We start from the raw sequence: 16,405 nt of genomic DNA, 5'->3' as shown, positions 1-16,405 counted from the left end.
AGCGTAGAAGACGAGGGCAGTGGTCGGTCCGTCGGTCGGACAACATCGGGCTCAGCCGGGCCAGAAGGCGCCGCAGGCCACCGGGGCGACCAGGACCGCCACCGGGCCGCTCATCAGGACCAGCGCGGCGGTGTACACGGCGGCCGGGATCCACCTGCGGCCCCGCGACGTGCCGAGCAGGCGTTCCACCCGCTGCGCCACACCCTCGTCGGCCACCCGGAACGCCCCCTCGGGCCCCTTCGGGACGGCCATGAGCACGATCGCGCGGGCCAGCGTGCGATCGCCGCTCACCCGCCGCGCCCGGTCGTCGGCGAGCATCTCCAGCAGCACCGGTACGGCCCGCCGCGCCGCCTTCACCACCGGCAGCCACGGAAAGGCGGCGGCCAGCGCCGCGAACGGCATCAGGAACAGGTCATGCCGGCCCCGCGCGTGAGCCCGCTCGTGGACAAGCACCGCCCGGAGCTCGGCGGGATCCAGCAGATCGAGCGCCCCGCGGCTCAGCACCACCCGGGACCGCCACCCGGGCACGCAGTAGGCCACGGGCGCGGCGCCCGGCAGCACGTACACCTCACGGCCGGCCGGCAGGCCCACCTCGCGCTCGTCGACCCGTTCGGCCAGGATGTCCACGAGCGTGCGCTGGCGGCGTTGCCTGGCCACGGTCCTGACGGCGGTGCGGGCCGTGTGCGCCACGAGCCAGGCGATCAAGGCGCCCGACCAGGCCAGCGCCAGGTGATGACCGGGACCGAGCCCGTCCAGGCCGCGCCCGTCGACCACCTGGTGCCCGAACGTGTGCATCCCATGCGGAAAGGCCGCCGCCAGCGGGGCGACCGCCGCGACCAGCCCCACCCCCACGGCCCCGAGCCCACCGGCCAGCCCGATCGCCTGCCAGAGCACCAGCGCCGCCCGGGGATGGCGCCGCGCCCACTCCGCCCCGGCCAGCGCCGCGGCCACCCGCCCGCCGAACACCGCGGGCACGAGCGCCATCCCGGCCACGACCAGCCAGAACGTCACGACCCCCCGCCCCTGTCCGTACCCGGGAAACGGTCCACACCGCCGCTGTCCGCTTCCCGGGTCGCCGTCAGGTCGGGGCGGTCCACCAGGGCGGCCCGGAGGGCGGCCGCCACCTCCGGTGACACCGCGCCCACGAACCGGCTCACCGCCGCCTCCACGTCACCGGCCTCGTCCAGCGCCTCCCGCATGGCCTCGGCCACGAAGGCGTCCTTGCCCGCCGCCGCGCGGTACAGATGCGCCCGGCCGGCCCGCTCCCTGGTCGCCAGCCCCTTGCGCGACAGGCGCACCAGCACGGTCAGCACGGTCGTCACGGCGGGCGAGGAGGGCAGCGCGGCGGCGAGGTCCTGGGCCAGGATCCCCTCCGGGTGCGCCCAGAGTGCCTCCATGACCGAGCGCTCCAGGTTGCCGAGCCGCACCGCCGTACCCCTCTCGCGAGATGTCCCGCTCTACGGTAGACGCTCGCCCGCGATGGGGGGCGCAGGGGTCATCGCCGAGGTGAGGGGCGGGGCGGCCGTCTCCCCGGCGACCGGGGCGGGGACGAGGACGGCCGGGCGGCGCCGCCACAGCGGGAGGGCGATCAGCACCATGACCACGCCCACCAGGCCTGCCGCGGCGAACGCCCAGGCGGGGCCGTACCCGTCGATGAGGGCGCCCGCGATCGGCGCGGACGACGCGCCCCCGATCAGCAGCGCGGTGCCGTGGAAGCCCATCGCCTCGCCCCTGGCCGCGGCCGGGACCCAGCGGCTGGCCGTGTCGACGGTGCTGGACAGGGCGGGCGCGCACAGGACGCCCGCCGGGACCAGGGCGAGCAGCAGCAGGCGCCAGTCGCCGCCGACCAGCCCGACCGGGATCGTCAGCACGCCCATCAGCCCGATCAGCAGCAGCGGCGAGAAGCCCCGCGACAGGCCGCCGTAGACGAAGCCGCCGGCCAGCGAGTAGAAGCACCAGATCGCCACCGCCAGGCCCACCCAGCCGACGTGGCCGGCGTTCTTCATCGTGGCCACCATCGCGAGCTCGGAGGCGGTCAGGATGAACGTGGCCGCGGCGGTCGTGCCCAGCAGCGCCACGAACGCGGGCGTCAGCCACTGGCGGCGCGGCACCCGGGCCTGCTCCACCAGCAGTTCCTCGGCCGAGCGGGTGGGCGGGTTGAGCAGGGTCAGGGCGGTGCCGGAGCCGACCAGGCCGACGGCGACGACCGTCATCGTCCACGTGCTGCCGAGCGTCGTGACGCCCGCGACGGCCAGAGCGGGCCCGGCCATGTACGCCAGCTCGACCAGCATCGAGTCGAGGGAGAAGCCCATCCGGCGCTGCTCCGGCGGGACCAGGGCGGCCAGGCACTGCCTGATGACGCTGAACACCGGCAGCGCCAGCAGCCCGGCCACCGCCGCCGCGACCGCCAGCACGGGGAACGGCAGCGCCCAGGCGGTGGCCCAGAACACCGCCTGGGCGAGGGTGGTGGTGATGAGGACGGGGCGCAGGCCGTACTTGTCGACGAAGCGCCCCGACAACGGCGAACCCACCGCCATGCCGACCGTGCTGGCCATCGTGACCAGGCCGGCCTTGGCGAATCCGAGGTCGAGGGAGTATGCCACGTGCAGGGTCAGCGCCATGCCCGTCGCCGTGGACGGGACACGGGCGAACAGCCCGATCAGCAGCAGGTTCCGGACACCGGGCAGCCGCAGCAGGTGCCGGTAAGGCTCGATCGCCATGATTGTTACTTACCTCCGACCCCTATTGTGACGGGTCGCACTGACACTTCCCGCCCGGGTGAGGCATCATCGATGGTGTCCGGGTACGCCACTGGGGCGACTCGAGGCTTTGTTCAGGAGGGTTGTTCCATGTCCTCTCTGTATGGCGGCGTCACGGGCCGCCGGGTCACCATCCGCGATCTGGCCCAGGCCAAGGAGCGGGGCGAGAAGTGGCCCATGCTCACCGCGTACGACGCGATGACCGCCCGCGCGTTCGACCGGGCCGGGGTGCCGGTGCTGCTGGTCGGCGACTCGGCGGCCATGGTCGTCTACGGCTACGACTCCACCCTGCCCGTCACCGTCGACGACCTGCTGCCGCTGACGGCGGCGGTGGTGCGCGGGTCCTCGCGCGCGCTGGTCGTCGCCGACCTGCCGTTCGGCTCCTACCAGGGCTCGCCCGCGCAGGCCCTGGAGACCTCGGCCCGCTTCATGAAGGAGGCGGGGGCGCACGCGATCAAGCTGGAGGGCGGGCGCCGGGTGCTGCCGCAGGTGGAGCTGCTGGTGTCGGCGGGGGTTCCGGTGATGGGGCACCTCGGGCTGACTCCGCAGTCGGTCAACGCCCTCGGCGGCTACCGCGTCCAGGGGCGCGGCCAGTCGGGCGACGAGCTCATGGCCGACGCCAAGGACCTCGAACGGGCCGGCGCGTTCGCGGTGGTGCTCGAATGCGTGCCCGCCGAGCTGGCCGAGCGGGTCACGACGTCGCTGTCCATCCCGACGATCGGCATCGGCGCGGGTGCCGCTCCTGACGCCCAGGTCCTGGTCTGGCAGGACATGATGGGCCTGACGGAGCACCCGGCCAAGTTCGTGAAGGCCTACGGCACGCTGGCCGCCGACCTCGACCGCGCCGTCCGCGCGTTCTCGGACGAGGTGGTGTCGGGCACGTTCCCGTCCGCCGAGCACACCTACACCTGACGTCCGCGGTTCCGCAGGGCGGTACCTGGAGGCGGCTGCCGGAGGCCGGGCTGGCATGATCTGAGCCATGACAGACGTGAGCGGGCTTTCGATCGGCATTCTGGGCGGCACCGGAGACCAGGGCAAGGGGCTGGCGCGGCGGTTCGTGCTGGCCGGGCACACCGTGCTCATCGGGTCACGTAGCGCGGAACGGGCACAGCAGGCGGCCGAGCCCATCGGCGCGCGGGGCGCGGGCAACGCCGAGGTGGCCGCCCAGGCGGACGTGGTGATCGTCGCGGTCCCCTGGGACGGCCACAAGGAGCTGCTGGCATCCCTCCGCACCGAGTTGTCCGGAAAAATCGTGATTGATTGCGTCAACCCCCTCGGCTTCGACAAGCAGGGCGCCTACGCCCTGCCCGTCGAGGAGGGCAGCGCCGCCCAGCAGGCCGCCGCCGTGCTGCCGGACAGCCGCGTGGTGGCCGCCTTCCACCACGTCTCGGCCGTGCTGCTCCTGGACGAGAGTGTGGAGAAGGTCGACCTGGACGTGCTCGTCCTGGGCGACGACCGTGAGGCCACCGACACCGTCCAGGCGCTGGCGGCGGTCATCCCGGGCGTGCGCGGCGTCTACGGCGGCCGCCTGCGCAACGCCCACCAGGTCGAGGCGTTCACCGCGAACCTGATCTCCATCAACCGCCGCTACAAGGCCCACGCGGGCCTGCGCGTCACCGACGTCTGAGCGGTCCTGACGGCATCTGATCGCTCCCGACGACGTCTGAGCGGTCCTGACGGCGTCTGAGCGGTCCTGACGGCGACGACCCATCCCATACGGCTCCCGCCACCCACCCGCCTCCCGCCGACGTGAGCGGCCCCCGATCATCGGGCGCTTCTCACGTCGGACGCACTCCCCGCCGCCACGAGGCCCGTACACCGGCCAAGTGGTTCACAACCACCCGGCATCCTCGGCGATCCGCACCGCGTCGATCTTGTTCCGCGCCCCGGTCTTGGTGATGGCCGAGGTCAGATAGTTGCGTACCGTGCCCGGTGACAGATGCAGCCGCCCGGCCGTCTCCTCCGCGCTCACCCCCTGGGCCGCCTCCCGCAGGACCGTGGTCTCACGCTGGGTCAGGGGGCTCTCGCCGTACTCCATGGCCGAGCTCACCAGCTCGGGGTCCAGCACCCGCAGCCCCGCGTGCGTACGGCGGACCGCGTCGGCCAGCCGCTCCCCCGGCGCGTCCTTCACCAGGAACGCGGTGATCCCCGCCGCCAGCGCCCTGCGCACCTGACCTGGCCGGCCGAGCGCGGTCAGCACGAGGATGCGGCACTGCGGCAGCCGTTCGCGCAGTTCGGCGGCGGCCGTGATGCCGTCCACGACGGGCAGGTCGATGTCGACGATCGCGACGTCGGGGCGGTGCTCCAGCGCGGCGGGCACGATCTCGTCCCCGCGCGTCACCTCGGACACCACCGCGAGGTCGGGCTCCAGCCGCAGCAGCGCGGAGAGCGCCGCGCGGATCATGAGCATGTCTTCCGCCAGCAGGACCCGGATCACGCCGGCACCTCCACGACCAGCCGGAACGCGCCGCCGTCCGCGTGCGCGGCGACACTGCCGCCCGCCTGCCCGGCGCGCTCGGCCAGGCCCGTCAGCCCGCTGCCGTCTTCGCGGGGCGTGCCGGGCGCGCCGTCGTTGACGATCTCCAGGCGCAGCCGGCCCGCCTGGGCCGCCGTGGTGATGGTGCAGGTCGTGGCGGCGCTGTGGCGCAGGACGTTGGTGATTCCCTCGCGTACGGCCCAGGCCAGCGCCTCCTCCGACGCCCGGGGCGGCACGGCGTCGGCGAGGTTGACCTGCACGCTCACCCCGGACGCCTCCAGCAGCGAAGCGGCCCGCTGGGTCTCCCCCCGCAGCGTCAGTTCCCGGTACCCGCGGGCCACCTGCCGTACGTCCTGAGCCGCCTCCCTGGCCACCTTCACCAGGTCGCCGACCTCTGCGCGGGCCGTACCGGGATCGCGGTCCAGGAGACGGGCGGCCAGATCGCCCTTCAGCGCGATCGCGGTGAGGCTGCGGCCGAGACCGTCGTGCAGGTCGCGCGAGATGCGCAGCCGCTCCTTCAGCACGGCCGCCTCGGCCAGCCCGGCGCGGGCCGACTCGAGTTCGCGGCTGACGGCGACCAGGCGGACGACCACGTACACGATGATGCCGCTGATCGGGATCGTCACCGCGTAGAGGGCGGCGACGACGGGGATGTTCAGCGTGACCATGATGCCGCCCAACTGCACCGCCGTCATCAGCGCGAGCAGCGGACCGGCCGCCCACAGCGGCAGGTACAGCAGGAGCGTGCCGGCGAGCAACTGCGCGGTCACCCCCGACCAGCCACTCGGCAGGAACGGGTCGGGCAGATAGGTCGCCACGGCCTGGACCACGACCGTCAGCGGGAACAGCGGGGGCCGCACGCCCCGCAGCGCGGCCCACATGTTGAGGACGTGGGGGATCCAGCAGCCGGCGAGCGCGGCGAGCACGACCAGGGTGACGTCCAGGCGGCCCGAGCTCAGGTAGATCAGTCCGAGCATCGGGTAGCCGACAGAGATCACCGCGATCAGCCAGGTGGCGAGGCGTTGGGCGGAGGAAGCGGTCATTGTCCGACAAATCTACGAGCGTCGCGGCTCCCAGCGAAACCAGAGCCGGATCGCGACCAGCCCGGCGAGCGTCCAGACCGCCAGATTCAGGGCGGGCACCGCGAACTCCCCCGTCTTCATCGCGTGTACGGCGGCGCTGGTCGGCAGCAGGTCGAACCCGGCGCGCACCCAGGAAGGCAGCAGGTCGAGCAGCGGCCCCATCGCACCGGCCCCGACCCCGCACAGCAGGAACACCGGCACCGTCATCGCCGCCGCCAGCTCCGCCCGCGGGATCGCCGCGGTGTAGGCGACGCCCAGCACCGCCACGCAGACCGCGCCACCGAGCGCCGCCCCGACGAAGACCACCGGATCGCCGGGGAACGGAACGTCCGCCACGAATCGCACCACCAGCAGGCAGCCCACCACGAGCGCGACCGTCTGCGTGACCGTGCTGGCGACCTCCCCGGCCAGGATCTGCACGTCGGTCAGCATGGTGGAGCGCAGCCGCTTGAGCACGAGCTGGTCGCGCCGCATCGACAGCGCCACGACGATGTTCATGAACCCGGTGATCGACAACACGAGCGCGGTCGAGCCGTAGAAGGTCTGGGTGGCCCAGGCGACGCCGTCCGCCTGGACGTGCCGCATGAGCAGCGGCATCCCGATGGTCAGGCCCACCGGCGTGATCACCGACCCGGCCAGCATGGACTTGTCCCGCCAGAACAGGCGGGCGCCGAGCTTGTAGGTGGCGGCGAGGCTCATGAGGTGCTCCTGTCGAGGAAGAGGTCTTCGAGGGTGGCCGCGCGTACGTCGAGCCCGGTCAGCCGCAGTCCGCGCCCGGCCGCCCAGCTCAGCAGCGTCTGCGCGGCCAGGTCGGGGTCCTCGGCGCGGCAGACGGCCACCTCGCCGTCGAGCGTGACCGGCAGCGGCAGCTCGCCGGGGGCGACTCCGGGCGGCATCCGGAACGCCACCCGGCCGCTCTGGGCGGCCAGCGTCTCGGCCATCCCGCCCGCGGCGACGATCGCGCCGCCGTCCAGGATCGCCAGCGACGAGGCCAGCCGCTGCGCCTCCTCCAGGTAGTGCGTGGTCAGCAGCACCGTGGCGCCCTCCGCGGCCAGGCCGCGCACCACCTCCCAGGTGTCGCGGCGGGCCTGCGGATCCATGCCGGTCGTCGGCTCGTCGAGGAAGAGCACCTCGGGACGTCCCAGCGTGGCCAGCGCCAGATCCAGCCGCCGCTTCTCCCCGCCGGAGAGCTGCCGCACCTTGGTGCCCGCCTTGTGCCCGAGCCCCGCCAGCCGCAGCGCCTCGTCGCGGGGACGGGCCGCCGCGGTGAAGTCCCGCCAGGTGTCGACCGTGCGGGCCACCGTCAGGTCGGGGAAGAACCCCGCCTCCTGCAACATCACGCCGGTACGGCGCCGCGCCTCCCCCCGCTGCCCCGCCGGATCGAGCCCGAGCACCCGCACCGAGCCCGCGTCCGGCCGCTGGAACCCGGCCAGCACCTCGACCGTCGTCGTCTTGCCCGCGCCGTTGCGGCCGAGCAGCGCGAAGATCTCCCCTTCCGCGACCTCGAAGGAGACGCCCTTCACGGCCTCGTACGCGCCGTAGCGCTTGACGAGGCCGGATACCTGGATGGCTGTCATGCCTCCGATCGTCGCTGGGTCAGCGTTCGGGGAACAGTGAAGAATTCACGATCCGCAACAGCGTGTCCGCGACCCCGTCCGGGTCGACGACCTGGTGAAGGTGGGCGCCGGGGACGCGGGTGACCGGCCAGCCGCGGCCCGCCGCCCGCTCGGCCACCTTGTCGTACGGCGGGCCGTACCAGAGATAGCCGCACGGAACCGCGTCCCACCCGGCCGGGACCGGCACGAGCTGGGTGTAGTAGGCCAGCGGCAGCCGAGGCTGCTCATCGGCCACGCGCCGCCTGACCTCGGGGTCGGGGAGCATCGGGGCGACGTCCTCCTCGCTCCACCAGTCGGTCCAGCGAGGCAGCCGCCCGTCCTGGCCGGCGAGGTCGCGCAGAAACGGCAGGAACGCCTCCTCCGCCGTCTTCACGAGCCCGTCACGCGGCGGCAGATGGGCGTCCGCGAACACGCAGGCCACCACCCGCTCCCCCAGCCCCTCCTTCACGACCGGCAGGAACAGCCCCGCGTTGCTGTGCCCGGCCAGCACCAACGGCCCTTCCTCCGGTACGGCGGAGCGCACCGCCTCGACCACCCTCGGCCAGTGCGGCGGGCCGCCCTCGGTCACCGCGGTCAGATCCGGCACCACGGCCCGCCTCCCCCGCCGGCCGAGCGCCTCCGCCACGGGCCGCCACGTCGAAGGACCTACCGAGGGGCTGTGCACGAGCACGAAGATCGCCTGCATGCCCGCCACCTTCCCACGCCCGCGAACCCCTCCGCCGCGATATCGCTCCCAGCGTGGCCCCGCAGCCGAGGGCACCCGCTCCCTCCCCGGAGGCGAGGCCCGCGGCCCCAGGCAGTGACATGGCGGGGGAAGGCGTGGAGCCCCTGGTGAGGGGCACCCCGGAAGGGCATGGCACGAAAGCAGCCGGAGACGGCGTAGCCCGCAGAAGTGCCCCGCAGGGGCGTCCCGGGGGCCGTGGCCCGGGAGCGGTGTCCCGAAGGGACGGCCGGGAGGGGTGTCCTTTCGGGACACCCGTGGAGCGGTGACCGCGAGGCAGGGGGTCGGGAGGCAGGGGTTAGACGATCAGGGCGTGGGTGGTGGTGGGGTGGTGGGTGCCGTCATAGGAGTGCCAGGCGGCCGACAACCCGGCCACGGCCCGGCTGAGCTCGCGGGGCGTGAACAGGAAGTGCAGCCGCGTGTAAGAGCCCTGCCCGCCCACCGGGTCGAAGGCGCGTCCGGGCGGGATGGCCACGCCGTGACGCAGGGCGACCTGGGCGAAGGCGTCGGTGTCGCCGTGCGGCAGCCGTACCCAGATCGTCTGGCCGCCCAGGGCGGGCTCGAACGACCACGACGGCAGCCGCTCGCGCAGCTCCGCGCACAGGTGGTCGTGACGCTCACGCAGTACGGCGGTGCGGTCGCGGCGGATCTCCGGCAGGCGGCGCAGCAGCGCGACGGCGGCCAGCTGTGAGACGGCCTCGCCCGCCAGATCGTGGATGGCGCGCAGCCGTGCCAGGCGGGTGGCCAGCGGGGCGGCGGCGCGGATCCAGCCGATCCGCAGCCCGCCCCACACGACCTTGCTCAGCGAGGCGATCGTGATGATCTGCTCGCCCGAGGTGAACGAGGCCAGCGGCGGCGGGGTCTCGCCGGAGAAGCACAGTTCGGCGCAGACCTCGTCGTCGATGAGCGGCACGTCGTGCTCGGCGGCGAGCGTGGCCAGGCGGCGGCGGGCGGGCACGTCCATGACGGCGCCGGAGGGGTTTCTGGCGGTGGGGACCGTGTAGGCGAGGGCGGGGCGGGAGCGCAGCGCGCCGGCCACCCCGTGCTCGGCGCCGCGCACGACGGCGGCGGCGTGGCGGAAGACCTCCAGCGCGCCCGGGTAGGTGGGCGTCTCGGTCAGGACGGTGTCGCCGGGCTGCACGAGCAGGCCGGTGAGCAGCGAGAGCGCCTGCTGGGCGCCGGTGGTGACGACGATCTCGTCCGCGGTGGTGGGCAGGCCGCGGGCGCGGTAGTAGGCGGCGACGGCCTCGCGCAGCGCGGGCTGGCCCGCGGGGTAGTAGCCGAGGTCGTGGGGGCGGGCGGCGAGCCGTTCCGCGGCCTCGGCGTAGGCCTCCACCATGAACGGCGGCGGCACGTCCGGCGCGGCGCAGGTCAGGAGCTGGACCCCGTCGGGCGGGTGGAGCATGTGCTGGATCAGCGGGTTGGCGGGGACGCCGTCGACCACGCGGGCCGCCGACAACTGGGCGGCGGCGACGCGGGTGCCGCTGCCCTGGCGGCGTACGACACGGCCTTCCTGCTGGAGCAGGTCGTAGGTGGCCACGACGGTGCCTCGGCCGACGGCCAGGAGCTTGGCCAGCACGCGGTCGGGCGGGAGCAGGTGGCCGGGCGGCAGGACGCCGTCGTCGATGAGCGCGCGCAGCCGGGCCGTGAGCAGGAGGTACAGCGGCCCCCGGCCGGTCGCCCACCGGCCGAGCAGGTCCACCAGATTGGCTCCATCCATGGACCAATTCTCCACCATTGGATCTGACATCGCAGGACATTTCTGGAGATGCTGTTGACATGGAACTTCGTCCCGAGACCCGTGCCGTCCACCTGCCCCAGCCCAAGCTCACCGGCAGCAGGCCGATCACCGTGCCGATCTACCAGACGTCCGGATTCGTGTTCGACGATCCCGCGGTCTTCGCCGACGCCATGGGCCGCCCCGACGGTTCCTTCGTGTACGGCCGGCTCGCCAACCCCACGGTCCGCTCCCTGGAGGACGCGGTCTCCGGCCTGGAAGGCGGCGTCGCGGCCCTGGCCACCGGCTCCGGCATGGGCGCCATCAACTGCGTGCTGCTCGGCCTGCTCGGCCCCGGCGACCACCTCGTCTCCCAGAAGGCCATCTACGGCGGCACCGCCGCCATGATCAACGAGATGGTCCACCGCTTCGGCGTCACCGTCACCTACGTCCCGGAGGACGACCCGGAGGCCCTGCGCGCGGCCGTACGCCCGGAGACCAAGCTCGTCTACCTGGAGACGCTGGCCAACCCCGCCCTCCAGGTGGCCGACCTGCCCGGCATGTGCGCCGTGGCCCGCGAGCTCGGCGTCGTCTCGGTCGTGGACAACACCTTCGCCACGCCCCTGCTCTGCCGCCCGATCGAGCACGGCGCCGACATCGTGGTCCACTCCACCACCAAGTACCTGTCCGGCCACACCGACGTCGTCGGCGGCCTCGCGGTCTTCGCCGACGACGCCCTCTACCGCAAGGTGTGGCACTTCTCGGTGGAACTGGGGGCCACGCCGGACCCGTTCGCCGCGTGGCTGACGCTGCGCGGACTGCAGACCCTGCACCTGCGCATGGAGCGCCACTGCTCCAACGCCCGCTACCTGGTCTCCCGCCTGGCGGCCCACCCCGCCGTGTCCGCCGTCCACTGGCCGGGCCTGCCCTCGCACCCCTCCTACGAGCTGGCCGGCAAGCTGCTGCCCGACTTCGGCGGCGTCTTCTCCTTCGAGCTCGCCGGCGGGCGGGCGGCGGGAGAGAAGTTCATGAGCGCGGTACGACTGGCCCTGCTCGCCCCCTCGCTCGGCGGCGTCGAGACCCTGGTCATGCACCCGGCCACCACCTCCCACCGCTCGCTCAGCCCCGAGGAGCTGACCCGCCACGGCATCGGCGAGGGCACCGTCCGCGTGGCCGTCGGCATCGAGCACCCCGAGGACCTCTGGGCCGACCTCGAACAGGCGCTGTCCTAAGGTCGGATGGAACGACGACTCCGTAGCGAGGGGATGACGATGACGGTGACGCACGCCGACGTGCAGGCGGCCGGGGAACGCGTCGCGGGCCACGTCCTGCGCACTCCCGCCCTGGAGGTCTCCCCAGGGCTGATCTTCAAGCTGGAGCAGGTGCAGCGGTCCGGCTCGTTCAAGGTGCGCGGGGCGTTCAACCGCATCCTGTCGGCGGGGACCCTGCCGCCCGCGGGCGTCATCGCGGCCAGCGGCGGCAACCACGGCCTGGCCGTCGCCTACGCCGCCCGCGCGCTCGGCGTCCGCGCCGAGATCTTCGTGCCCACGGTGGCCAGCCCGGTGAAGGTCGCCGGACTGCGCGCCCTGGGCGCCGAGATCACCCAGACCGGCGCCATCTACTCCGCGGCCGCGGAAGCCGCGGCGAAGCGGGCCGCGGAGACCGGCGCGCTGACCGTGCACGCCTACGACCAGCCCGAGGTGATCGCCGGGCAGGGCACGCTGGCACTCGAACTGATGGAGCAGGCGCCCGGCGTCGACACCGTCCTGGTCGCGGTGGGCGGGGGCGGACTGGCGTCCGGCGTCTCGCTCGGCCTGCGCGAAGACGTGAAGCTGGTGGCGGTGGAGCCCGAGCTGATCCCCGCCCTGCACCGGGCGCTGCGTGCCGGCCACCCCGTCCCGGTCGAGGTCAGCGGCGTGGGCGCGGACGCGCTCGGCGCCACCCAGGTGGGCGGCCTGGCCTTCGGCATCCTGTCGGGCGCGGGCGTGGAGAGCGTCCTGGTCTCGGACGAGGCCATCATCGACGCCCGCCTCCGCCTGTGGTCGGAGCACCGGCTGGCCGTCGAGCACGCCGGGGCCGCCGCCTACGCGGCCCTGCTCAGCGGCGCGTACCGGCCCGCGGACGGGGAACGCGTGGCCGTGGTGGTCTGCGGCTCCAACACCGATCCGGCCACGTTGACCGGCTGACACCACCTGGCGAAGGACCTCCACGGGTCATCACGTGTCACAAGGCGCGGGAGGGGGGTGTGGGGTGCGGGAAGGGGTCGCGCTGGGGGGTGTGGGGCGGGCGCGACCCCTTGGTCCGCGGGTTTCAGCAGTTGCCGAAGGCGGGCAGGCCGTACATCCTCAGGGCCAGCCACTCGATCGCGAGGGGACCGCCCTCGACGGCGCCCAGCACGTGGTTGCCGCCGGGGATCGACAGCCAGCGCGCGTTCACGCCGGCCCGGCAGTACTCCGAGCGCAGCGTGGAGCCGACGGCGTGCGGGATGATCTCGTCGCCTCGGGCGTGGTAGAGGAAGACGGGCACCCGCGGGGGCCGGGCGCCCAGGCGGTTCTCGGCCAGGCGGGCCAGCCACTTGGGCTGGTTCATGAGGTCGATGGGCGACAGGTCGGAGAAGCGCAGGCCGGCGAGCTTGCCGAGGTCGCCCACGCAGTCGTCGGCGGCGTCGGTCATCAGGGCCTTGCCGCGGTCGTTGAGGTCGTTGAACAGGTCGAGCTCGTCGTAGGCGGCGTCGAAGCCGACACCGGCCGCGGCGGCGAGGCCGAAGTTGGCGCCGCCGTCGAGGCTCTGCGCGACGGCCTTCAGGTCGGCGGGTACGCCGCCCGCGGCGACACCCTTGAGCCGGAGGTCGGGAGCGTAGGAGGGCTGGAGCTGGCCGGCCCACCCGGCGGAGGCGCCGCCCTGCGAGTAGCCCATGATGCCGACGGGCGCGCCGGCCGACAGGCCGGAGCCGGGCAGCCGGATCGCGGCGCGTACGGAGTCGAGGACGGCCTGTCCTTGCGAGATCCCGGCCATGTACGTGTGCCGGCCGGGCGTGCCGAGCCCCTCGTAGTCGGTGACGGCCACCGCGAAGCCCTTGAGCAGGAACAGGCTGACCAGGGCCAGCTCGGCCTCTCTGCCCTCCCGCATGGCGAGGGACGGGGCGCACTGGTCGCCGAGGCCGTGGGTGCCGACGGCGTAGCCGATGACGGGGCGGCGGCCGAACGGGTAGGAGGCCTTGGGCACGAGCACGGTCGCGGAGACGGCATTGGGCGCGCCGGTCGCGGAGGTGGAGCGGTAGAGCACGTTCCAGGCGTTCACCGGGACTTCCAGGAGCTTGCCCGGCAGCAGGTACACCGTGGTCGGCTGGGCGGAGATCACGTCTCCGGCCGAGGCCGCCTGAGCGGGTACCGGGAGCAGGATGAGCGAGATGACCAGGGATAAGATCACGGACAGTCTCATGGCGCCGTCCTCCCGCGCGAAGACCACGCTGGCCGCGTGGAAACCACGCTGATCGTTACCCGGCGGTAACCTTCTGTCAAGGCCCGAAATAACGCCGGTCAGGACATCCGTCCGGCAGTATGGTCGGATGGACTCAGGGTCTGTGGCCTTCCTCCGCGAGCTCCTCGCCGACACAGGCTGGATCGAGCGCACCCGCGAACTCGGCATGGCCCTGCGGGCCACCCGATCCCCCGGCGGCCTGCTCCTGGTCGGCACCCCCGACGACGAGCCGTGGCACCTGACCGCGCATCTGGGCGACGAGGCGCGCCTGTCCGGCCTGCCGCAGCTCGCGCCCACGCTGGTGCGCTGGCAGCCGCCCGCCGACGCCCCCGCCCACCTGCGGATCGGGCTGGAGCGCATCGAGGCGGCCCGGCGCGGCGAGACGTTGTTCGTGGTCGCGGAGCAGCAGGCGCCGGTGCCGCTGCTCGAGCGGGTGGACGACGCCCGCCGGATCGGCGCGACGATCGTCGCGCTGGAGAGCGGCGACCCGGAGCTGACCGGCCTCGCGCACGAGGCGCTGGCGATCCCGCAGCACGGGCTGATCACCTTCGACGGCGCGCAGCACCTGGTCAGCACCGCCGCGGGCGAGATCCCGCAGCGGCCGAGCCTACGTGACCGCCTCGCCAGGCTCCTCGACCGCGTGAGCGGACCGCAGGTGACCGACTAGCTCCCGCGTCGCGTCCTCGATCGCGCCGATCACGACCGCCTGCACGGGGTCGGGCTCCCCCGACCGCGTACGGCTGACGCGCGTCACGGCGTCCAGCCGCCGGGCCCCGACGTCCTTGATGTAGCTGACCCGCACCTCGCCCTCGGGCACGTCGAGCAGGGCCAGCTCGGGCACGATGGCGACCCCGTGCCCGGCCACGACCAGCGACAGCGTCGGGCCGAACTCGGTGATGACGTGCACCTTGCGCGGCTCGAACCCGTGGATCGCGGCCAGCCGGTCGAGCGCCTGCCCGCAGGCCTGCGAGGGCTCACCGGCCACCCAGGGCATCCCGGTGAGCTCGCCGATCGTGCGCGGGGCCTCGGGCCAGGCGGGCGGGGCGACGATGCGGTACTCGTCGACGTAGAGGGTCCGCGTGGACAGCGACGGCTGCGACAGCGCGGGCAGGCTCATGTCCTGCTCGGTGATCAGCACGTCGACCTGGCCGAGCCTGAGCTCCTGGAGGGCGGGCGGGCCGTACACCTCGTGGATGATCGGAATGATCTTCGGATGGTGTACGGCGAGCCGCTGGATCGCCGGAACCAGGATGTGCTTGATCACGGTCGGGAAGGCGGCGATCCGCACCGGCCCGGCCAGCCGCTCGGTGAAGCGGGTGAGCTCGCGCCGGGCCTCGGCGAGCTCGTCCTCGACGCGTTCGGCGTATCCGGCCAGCACGCGGCCGGCGGGCGTGAGCGACACGCGGCGCTGGGAACGGTCGATGAGCGCCAGGCCGACCTCGCGCTCCAGGTGGGCCAGCTGCTGGGAGACGGCGGAGGGAGTGAGGAAGAGCGCCTCTGCCGCGCGCATGACGCCACCGCGGCGGGCCACCTCGTGCAGGACACGCAGGCGCCGAGGATCGATGTCCATGCAGGTCAGCTTACGCGCAGATTTAGATCTCGTTACTTGTGCTTGAGCTGGGGACATCCGGAGAATGTGCGCCATGGAGTTACTCCTCGACGCCCTCGGCTGGCTGGGCGCGGCCACCCTGCTGTACGGCTACGCCATGGTCTCCTCGGGGAGGATGTCCGGGGACGGCCTGCCGTACCAGGTGATCAATCTGTTCGGGTCGGTCAGCCTGATGATCAACAGCGGGTACAAGGCGGCGTGGCCGTCGGCGGCCCTGAACCTCATCTGGGCCGGGATCGGTATCGTCGCCCTCGTCAAGCTCTACCGTCTGGGAGTCGCCCGATGATCGTCGAACTGAGCCACCGCATCGTCGAAGGCATGACCACCTACCCGGGCGTTCCTGGGCCCGTGCTCGGCCTCCACCTGAGCAGGGAGGACTCCCGGGAGGTCTACGCGCCGGGCACGGAGTTCGAGATCGGCGTGATCACACTGGCCGCCAACACCGGCACCTACCTGGACACCCCGCACCACCGCTACCCCGGCGGCGCGGACCTCGCGCGCGTCCCGATCGAGAAGCTCGCCGACCTGCCGGGACTCGTGGTCCCCGCCGAGGGCCGCCGCGCGATCGGCCTCGACGCCTTCGACGGCCTCTTCGTCCGCGGCCGCGCCGTCCTCGTGCGGACCGGCTGGGACGCGCACTTCGGCACCGAGGCGTACACGAGCGGCCACCCGTTCCTGACCTCCGAGGCCGCCGAATGGCTCGCTGAGCAGGGCGCCGCGCTGGTCGGCATCGACTCGCTGAACATCGACGACACCCCGCCACGCGGCGAACGCCCCGCGCACACCGTCCTGCTCGCCGCGGGCATCCCCATCGTCGAGCACCTCACCGGCCTGTCCGCGCTGCCGGCCGGCGGCTTCCGCTTCCACGCCGCGCCGCCCATGGTGTCCGGCATGGGCACCTTCCCGGTGCGCGCCTACGCCGTCATCCCGTAGTCACGGCACGGC

General features: G+C 73.3%; 18 protein-coding genes. 7 read left to right on the top strand and 11 right to left on the bottom strand.

Annotation, left to right across the window (positions count from 1 at the left end; genetic code table 11):
• Positions 1–51 precede the first annotated feature (51 nt).
• The 3 genes from ACIBI5_RS10945 to ACIBI5_RS10935 are packed head-to-tail and all read right to left on the bottom strand — an operon-like array spanning position 52 to position 2,720.
• Positions 52–1,011 (bottom strand): M56 family metallopeptidase, encoded by a 960-nt coding sequence (locus ACIBI5_RS10945; RefSeq protein ID WP_397245517.1) that lies wholly within the window; start codon positions 1,009–1,011, stop codon positions 52–54.
• Complete coding sequence (locus ACIBI5_RS10940; RefSeq protein WP_397245515.1) at positions 1,008–1,427, bottom strand: BlaI/MecI/CopY family transcriptional regulator; 420 nt, start codon at positions 1,425–1,427, stop codon at positions 1,008–1,010. Before ACIBI5_RS10940 ends, ACIBI5_RS10945 begins: the two co-directional genes overlap by 4 nt.
• A gap of 30 nt (positions 1,428–1,457) precedes the next feature.
• Positions 1,458–2,720, bottom strand: a complete 1,263-nt coding sequence (locus ACIBI5_RS10935) for an MFS transporter (protein ID WP_397245513.1) — start codon at positions 2,718–2,720, stop codon at positions 1,458–1,460.
• A 129-nt stretch (positions 2,721–2,849) separates the two neighbouring features.
• Here ACIBI5_RS10935 and panB point away from each other — a divergent pair, with 129 nt between their 5' ends.
• Both panB and npdG read left to right on the top strand, forming a co-directional pair.
• Positions 2,850–3,671 (top strand): 3-methyl-2-oxobutanoate hydroxymethyltransferase, encoded by an 822-nt coding sequence (gene panB, locus ACIBI5_RS10930; RefSeq protein WP_397245511.1) that lies wholly within the window; start codon positions 2,850–2,852, stop codon positions 3,669–3,671.
• A gap of 67 nt (positions 3,672–3,738) precedes the next feature.
• Positions 3,739–4,386 (top strand): NADPH-dependent F420 reductase, encoded by a 648-nt coding sequence (gene npdG / locus ACIBI5_RS10925; protein WP_397245509.1) that lies wholly within the window; start codon positions 3,739–3,741, stop codon positions 4,384–4,386.
• Between the two features lie 204 nt (positions 4,387–4,590).
• Here npdG and ACIBI5_RS10920 read toward each other — a convergent pair whose 3' ends face one another.
• The 6 genes from ACIBI5_RS10920 to ACIBI5_RS10895 all read right to left on the bottom strand — a co-directional run bounded on the left by ACIBI5_RS10920 (position 4,591) and on the right by ACIBI5_RS10895 (position 10,374).
• The gene (locus tag ACIBI5_RS10920) at positions 4,591–5,196 is read right to left on the bottom strand and encodes a DNA-binding response regulator (RefSeq protein WP_184970679.1); all 606 of its coding nucleotides are present in this window, start codon (positions 5,194–5,196) and stop codon (positions 4,591–4,593) included.
• Positions 5,193–6,278: a sensor histidine kinase gene (locus ACIBI5_RS10915; protein ID WP_397245507.1), complete on the bottom strand. Its 1,086-nt coding sequence runs from the start codon at positions 6,276–6,278 to the stop codon at positions 5,193–5,195. Before ACIBI5_RS10915 ends, ACIBI5_RS10920 begins: the two co-directional genes overlap by 4 nt.
• Positions 6,279–6,290: 12 nt before the next feature.
• Positions 6,291–7,016 (bottom strand): ABC transporter permease, encoded by a 726-nt coding sequence (locus ACIBI5_RS10910; RefSeq protein WP_397245505.1) that lies wholly within the window; start codon positions 7,014–7,016, stop codon positions 6,291–6,293.
• On the bottom strand, positions 7,013–7,894 hold the full coding sequence (locus ACIBI5_RS10905; RefSeq protein ID WP_397245503.1) for an ABC transporter ATP-binding protein: 882 nt from the start codon (positions 7,892–7,894) through the stop codon (positions 7,013–7,015). Before ACIBI5_RS10905 ends, ACIBI5_RS10910 begins: the two co-directional genes overlap by 4 nt.
• A 19-nt stretch (positions 7,895–7,913) precedes the next feature.
• Positions 7,914–8,618 carry an alpha/beta hydrolase gene (locus tag ACIBI5_RS10900; protein ID WP_397245501.1) on the bottom strand — a complete coding sequence of 235 codons (705 nt, stop codon included), beginning with the start codon at positions 8,616–8,618 and terminating at the stop codon, positions 7,914–7,916.
• 334 nt (positions 8,619–8,952) lie between these two features.
• A complete protein-coding gene (locus ACIBI5_RS10895) occupies positions 8,953–10,374 on the bottom strand; it encodes a PLP-dependent aminotransferase family protein (RefSeq protein ID WP_397245499.1) in 1,422 nt (473 codons plus the stop codon).
• A gap of 59 nt (positions 10,375–10,433) precedes the next feature.
• Here ACIBI5_RS10895 and ACIBI5_RS10890 point away from each other — a divergent pair, with 59 nt between their 5' ends.
• Positions 10,434–11,603 carry a trans-sulfuration enzyme family protein gene (locus tag ACIBI5_RS10890; RefSeq protein WP_397245497.1) on the top strand — a complete coding sequence of 390 codons (1,170 nt, stop codon included), beginning with the start codon at positions 10,434–10,436 and terminating at the stop codon, positions 11,601–11,603.
• A 6-nt stretch (positions 11,604–11,609) separates the two neighbouring features.
• Positions 11,610–12,557, top strand: coding sequence for a threonine/serine dehydratase (locus ACIBI5_RS10885; RefSeq protein ID WP_397245495.1), 948 nt, complete (start codon positions 11,610–11,612; stop codon positions 12,555–12,557).
• A 124-nt stretch (positions 12,558–12,681) separates the two neighbouring features.
• Here ACIBI5_RS10885 and ACIBI5_RS10880 read toward each other — a convergent pair whose 3' ends face one another.
• Positions 12,682–13,812, bottom strand: a complete 1,131-nt coding sequence (locus tag ACIBI5_RS10880; RefSeq protein WP_397245493.1) for a lipase family protein — start codon at positions 13,810–13,812, stop codon at positions 12,682–12,684.
• Positions 13,813–13,939: 127 nt separating this feature from the next.
• On the opposite strand from ACIBI5_RS10880, the gene ACIBI5_RS10875 reads away from it, so the two are divergent.
• Positions 13,940–14,518, top strand: a complete 579-nt coding sequence (locus ACIBI5_RS10875) for a hypothetical protein (RefSeq protein WP_397245491.1) — start codon at positions 13,940–13,942, stop codon at positions 14,516–14,518.
• Here ACIBI5_RS10875 and ACIBI5_RS10870 read toward each other — a convergent pair.
• Positions 14,459–15,421: a LysR family transcriptional regulator gene (locus tag ACIBI5_RS10870; RefSeq protein ID WP_397245489.1), complete on the bottom strand. Its 963-nt coding sequence runs from the start codon at positions 15,419–15,421 to the stop codon at positions 14,459–14,461. The two genes, ACIBI5_RS10875 and ACIBI5_RS10870, sit on opposite strands and share 60 nt — an antisense overlap.
• A 73-nt stretch (positions 15,422–15,494) precedes the next feature.
• Here ACIBI5_RS10870 and ACIBI5_RS10865 point away from each other — a divergent pair, with 73 nt between their 5' ends.
• Both ACIBI5_RS10865 and ACIBI5_RS10860 read left to right on the top strand, forming a co-directional pair.
• Positions 15,495–15,746 carry a hypothetical protein gene (locus ACIBI5_RS10865; RefSeq protein WP_397245487.1) on the top strand — a complete coding sequence of 84 codons (252 nt, stop codon included), beginning with the start codon at positions 15,495–15,497 and terminating at the stop codon, positions 15,744–15,746.
• On the top strand, positions 15,743–16,393 hold the full coding sequence (locus tag ACIBI5_RS10860; protein WP_397245485.1) for a cyclase family protein: 651 nt from the start codon (positions 15,743–15,745) through the stop codon (positions 16,391–16,393). Before ACIBI5_RS10865 ends, ACIBI5_RS10860 begins: the two co-directional genes overlap by 4 nt.
• Positions 16,394–16,405 lie beyond the last annotated feature (12 nt).

Origin of the sequence: Nonomuraea sp. NPDC050540, assembly GCF_044457485.1 — a bacterium.
Lineage (GTDB): Bacteria > Actinomycetota > Actinomycetes > Streptosporangiales > Streptosporangiaceae > Nonomuraea.
This window is presented reverse-complemented; position numbering and strand designations above follow the sequence as displayed.

What these genes read in the sequence shown, in the direction of transcription:
- ACIBI5_RS10935 (WP_397245513.1), bottom strand. Translation starts at nt 2,720, where the DNA reads ATGGCGATCGAGCCTTACCGGCACCTGCTGCGGCTGCCCGGTGTCCGG.
- panB (WP_397245511.1), top strand. Translation starts at nt 2,850, where the DNA reads ATGTCCTCTCTGTATGGCGGCGTCACGGGCCGCCGGGTCACCATCCGC.
- npdG (WP_397245509.1), top strand. Translation starts at nt 3,739, where the DNA reads ATGACAGACGTGAGCGGGCTTTCGATCGGCATTCTGGGCGGCACCGGA.
- ACIBI5_RS10915 (WP_397245507.1), bottom strand. Translation starts at nt 6,278, where the DNA reads ATGACCGCTTCCTCCGCCCAACGCCTCGCCACCTGGCTGATCGCGGTG.
- ACIBI5_RS10910 (WP_397245505.1), bottom strand. Translation starts at nt 7,016, where the DNA reads ATGAGCCTCGCCGCCACCTACAAGCTCGGCGCCCGCCTGTTCTGGCGG.
- ACIBI5_RS10905 (WP_397245503.1), bottom strand. Translation starts at nt 7,894, where the DNA reads ATGACAGCCATCCAGGTATCCGGCCTCGTCAAGCGCTACGGCGCGTAC.
- ACIBI5_RS10900 (WP_397245501.1), bottom strand. Translation starts at nt 8,618, where the DNA reads ATGCAGGCGATCTTCGTGCTCGTGCACAGCCCCTCGGTAGGTCCTTCG.
- ACIBI5_RS10895 (WP_397245499.1), bottom strand. Translation starts at nt 10,374, where the DNA reads ATGGATGGAGCCAATCTGGTGGACCTGCTCGGCCGGTGGGCGACCGGC.
- ACIBI5_RS10890 (WP_397245497.1), top strand. Translation starts at nt 10,434, where the DNA reads ATGGAACTTCGTCCCGAGACCCGTGCCGTCCACCTGCCCCAGCCCAAG.
- ACIBI5_RS10885 (WP_397245495.1), top strand. Translation starts at nt 11,610, where the DNA reads ATGGAACGACGACTCCGTAGCGAGGGGATGACGATGACGGTGACGCAC.
- ACIBI5_RS10880 (WP_397245493.1), bottom strand. Translation starts at nt 13,812, where the DNA reads ATGAGACTGTCCGTGATCTTATCCCTGGTCATCTCGCTCATCCTGCTC.
- ACIBI5_RS10875 (WP_397245491.1), top strand. Translation starts at nt 13,940, where the DNA reads ATGGACTCAGGGTCTGTGGCCTTCCTCCGCGAGCTCCTCGCCGACACA.
- ACIBI5_RS10870 (WP_397245489.1), bottom strand. Translation starts at nt 15,421, where the DNA reads ATGGACATCGATCCTCGGCGCCTGCGTGTCCTGCACGAGGTGGCCCGC.
- ACIBI5_RS10865 (WP_397245487.1), top strand. Translation starts at nt 15,495, where the DNA reads ATGGAGTTACTCCTCGACGCCCTCGGCTGGCTGGGCGCGGCCACCCTG.
- ACIBI5_RS10860 (WP_397245485.1), top strand. Translation starts at nt 15,743, where the DNA reads ATGATCGTCGAACTGAGCCACCGCATCGTCGAAGGCATGACCACCTAC.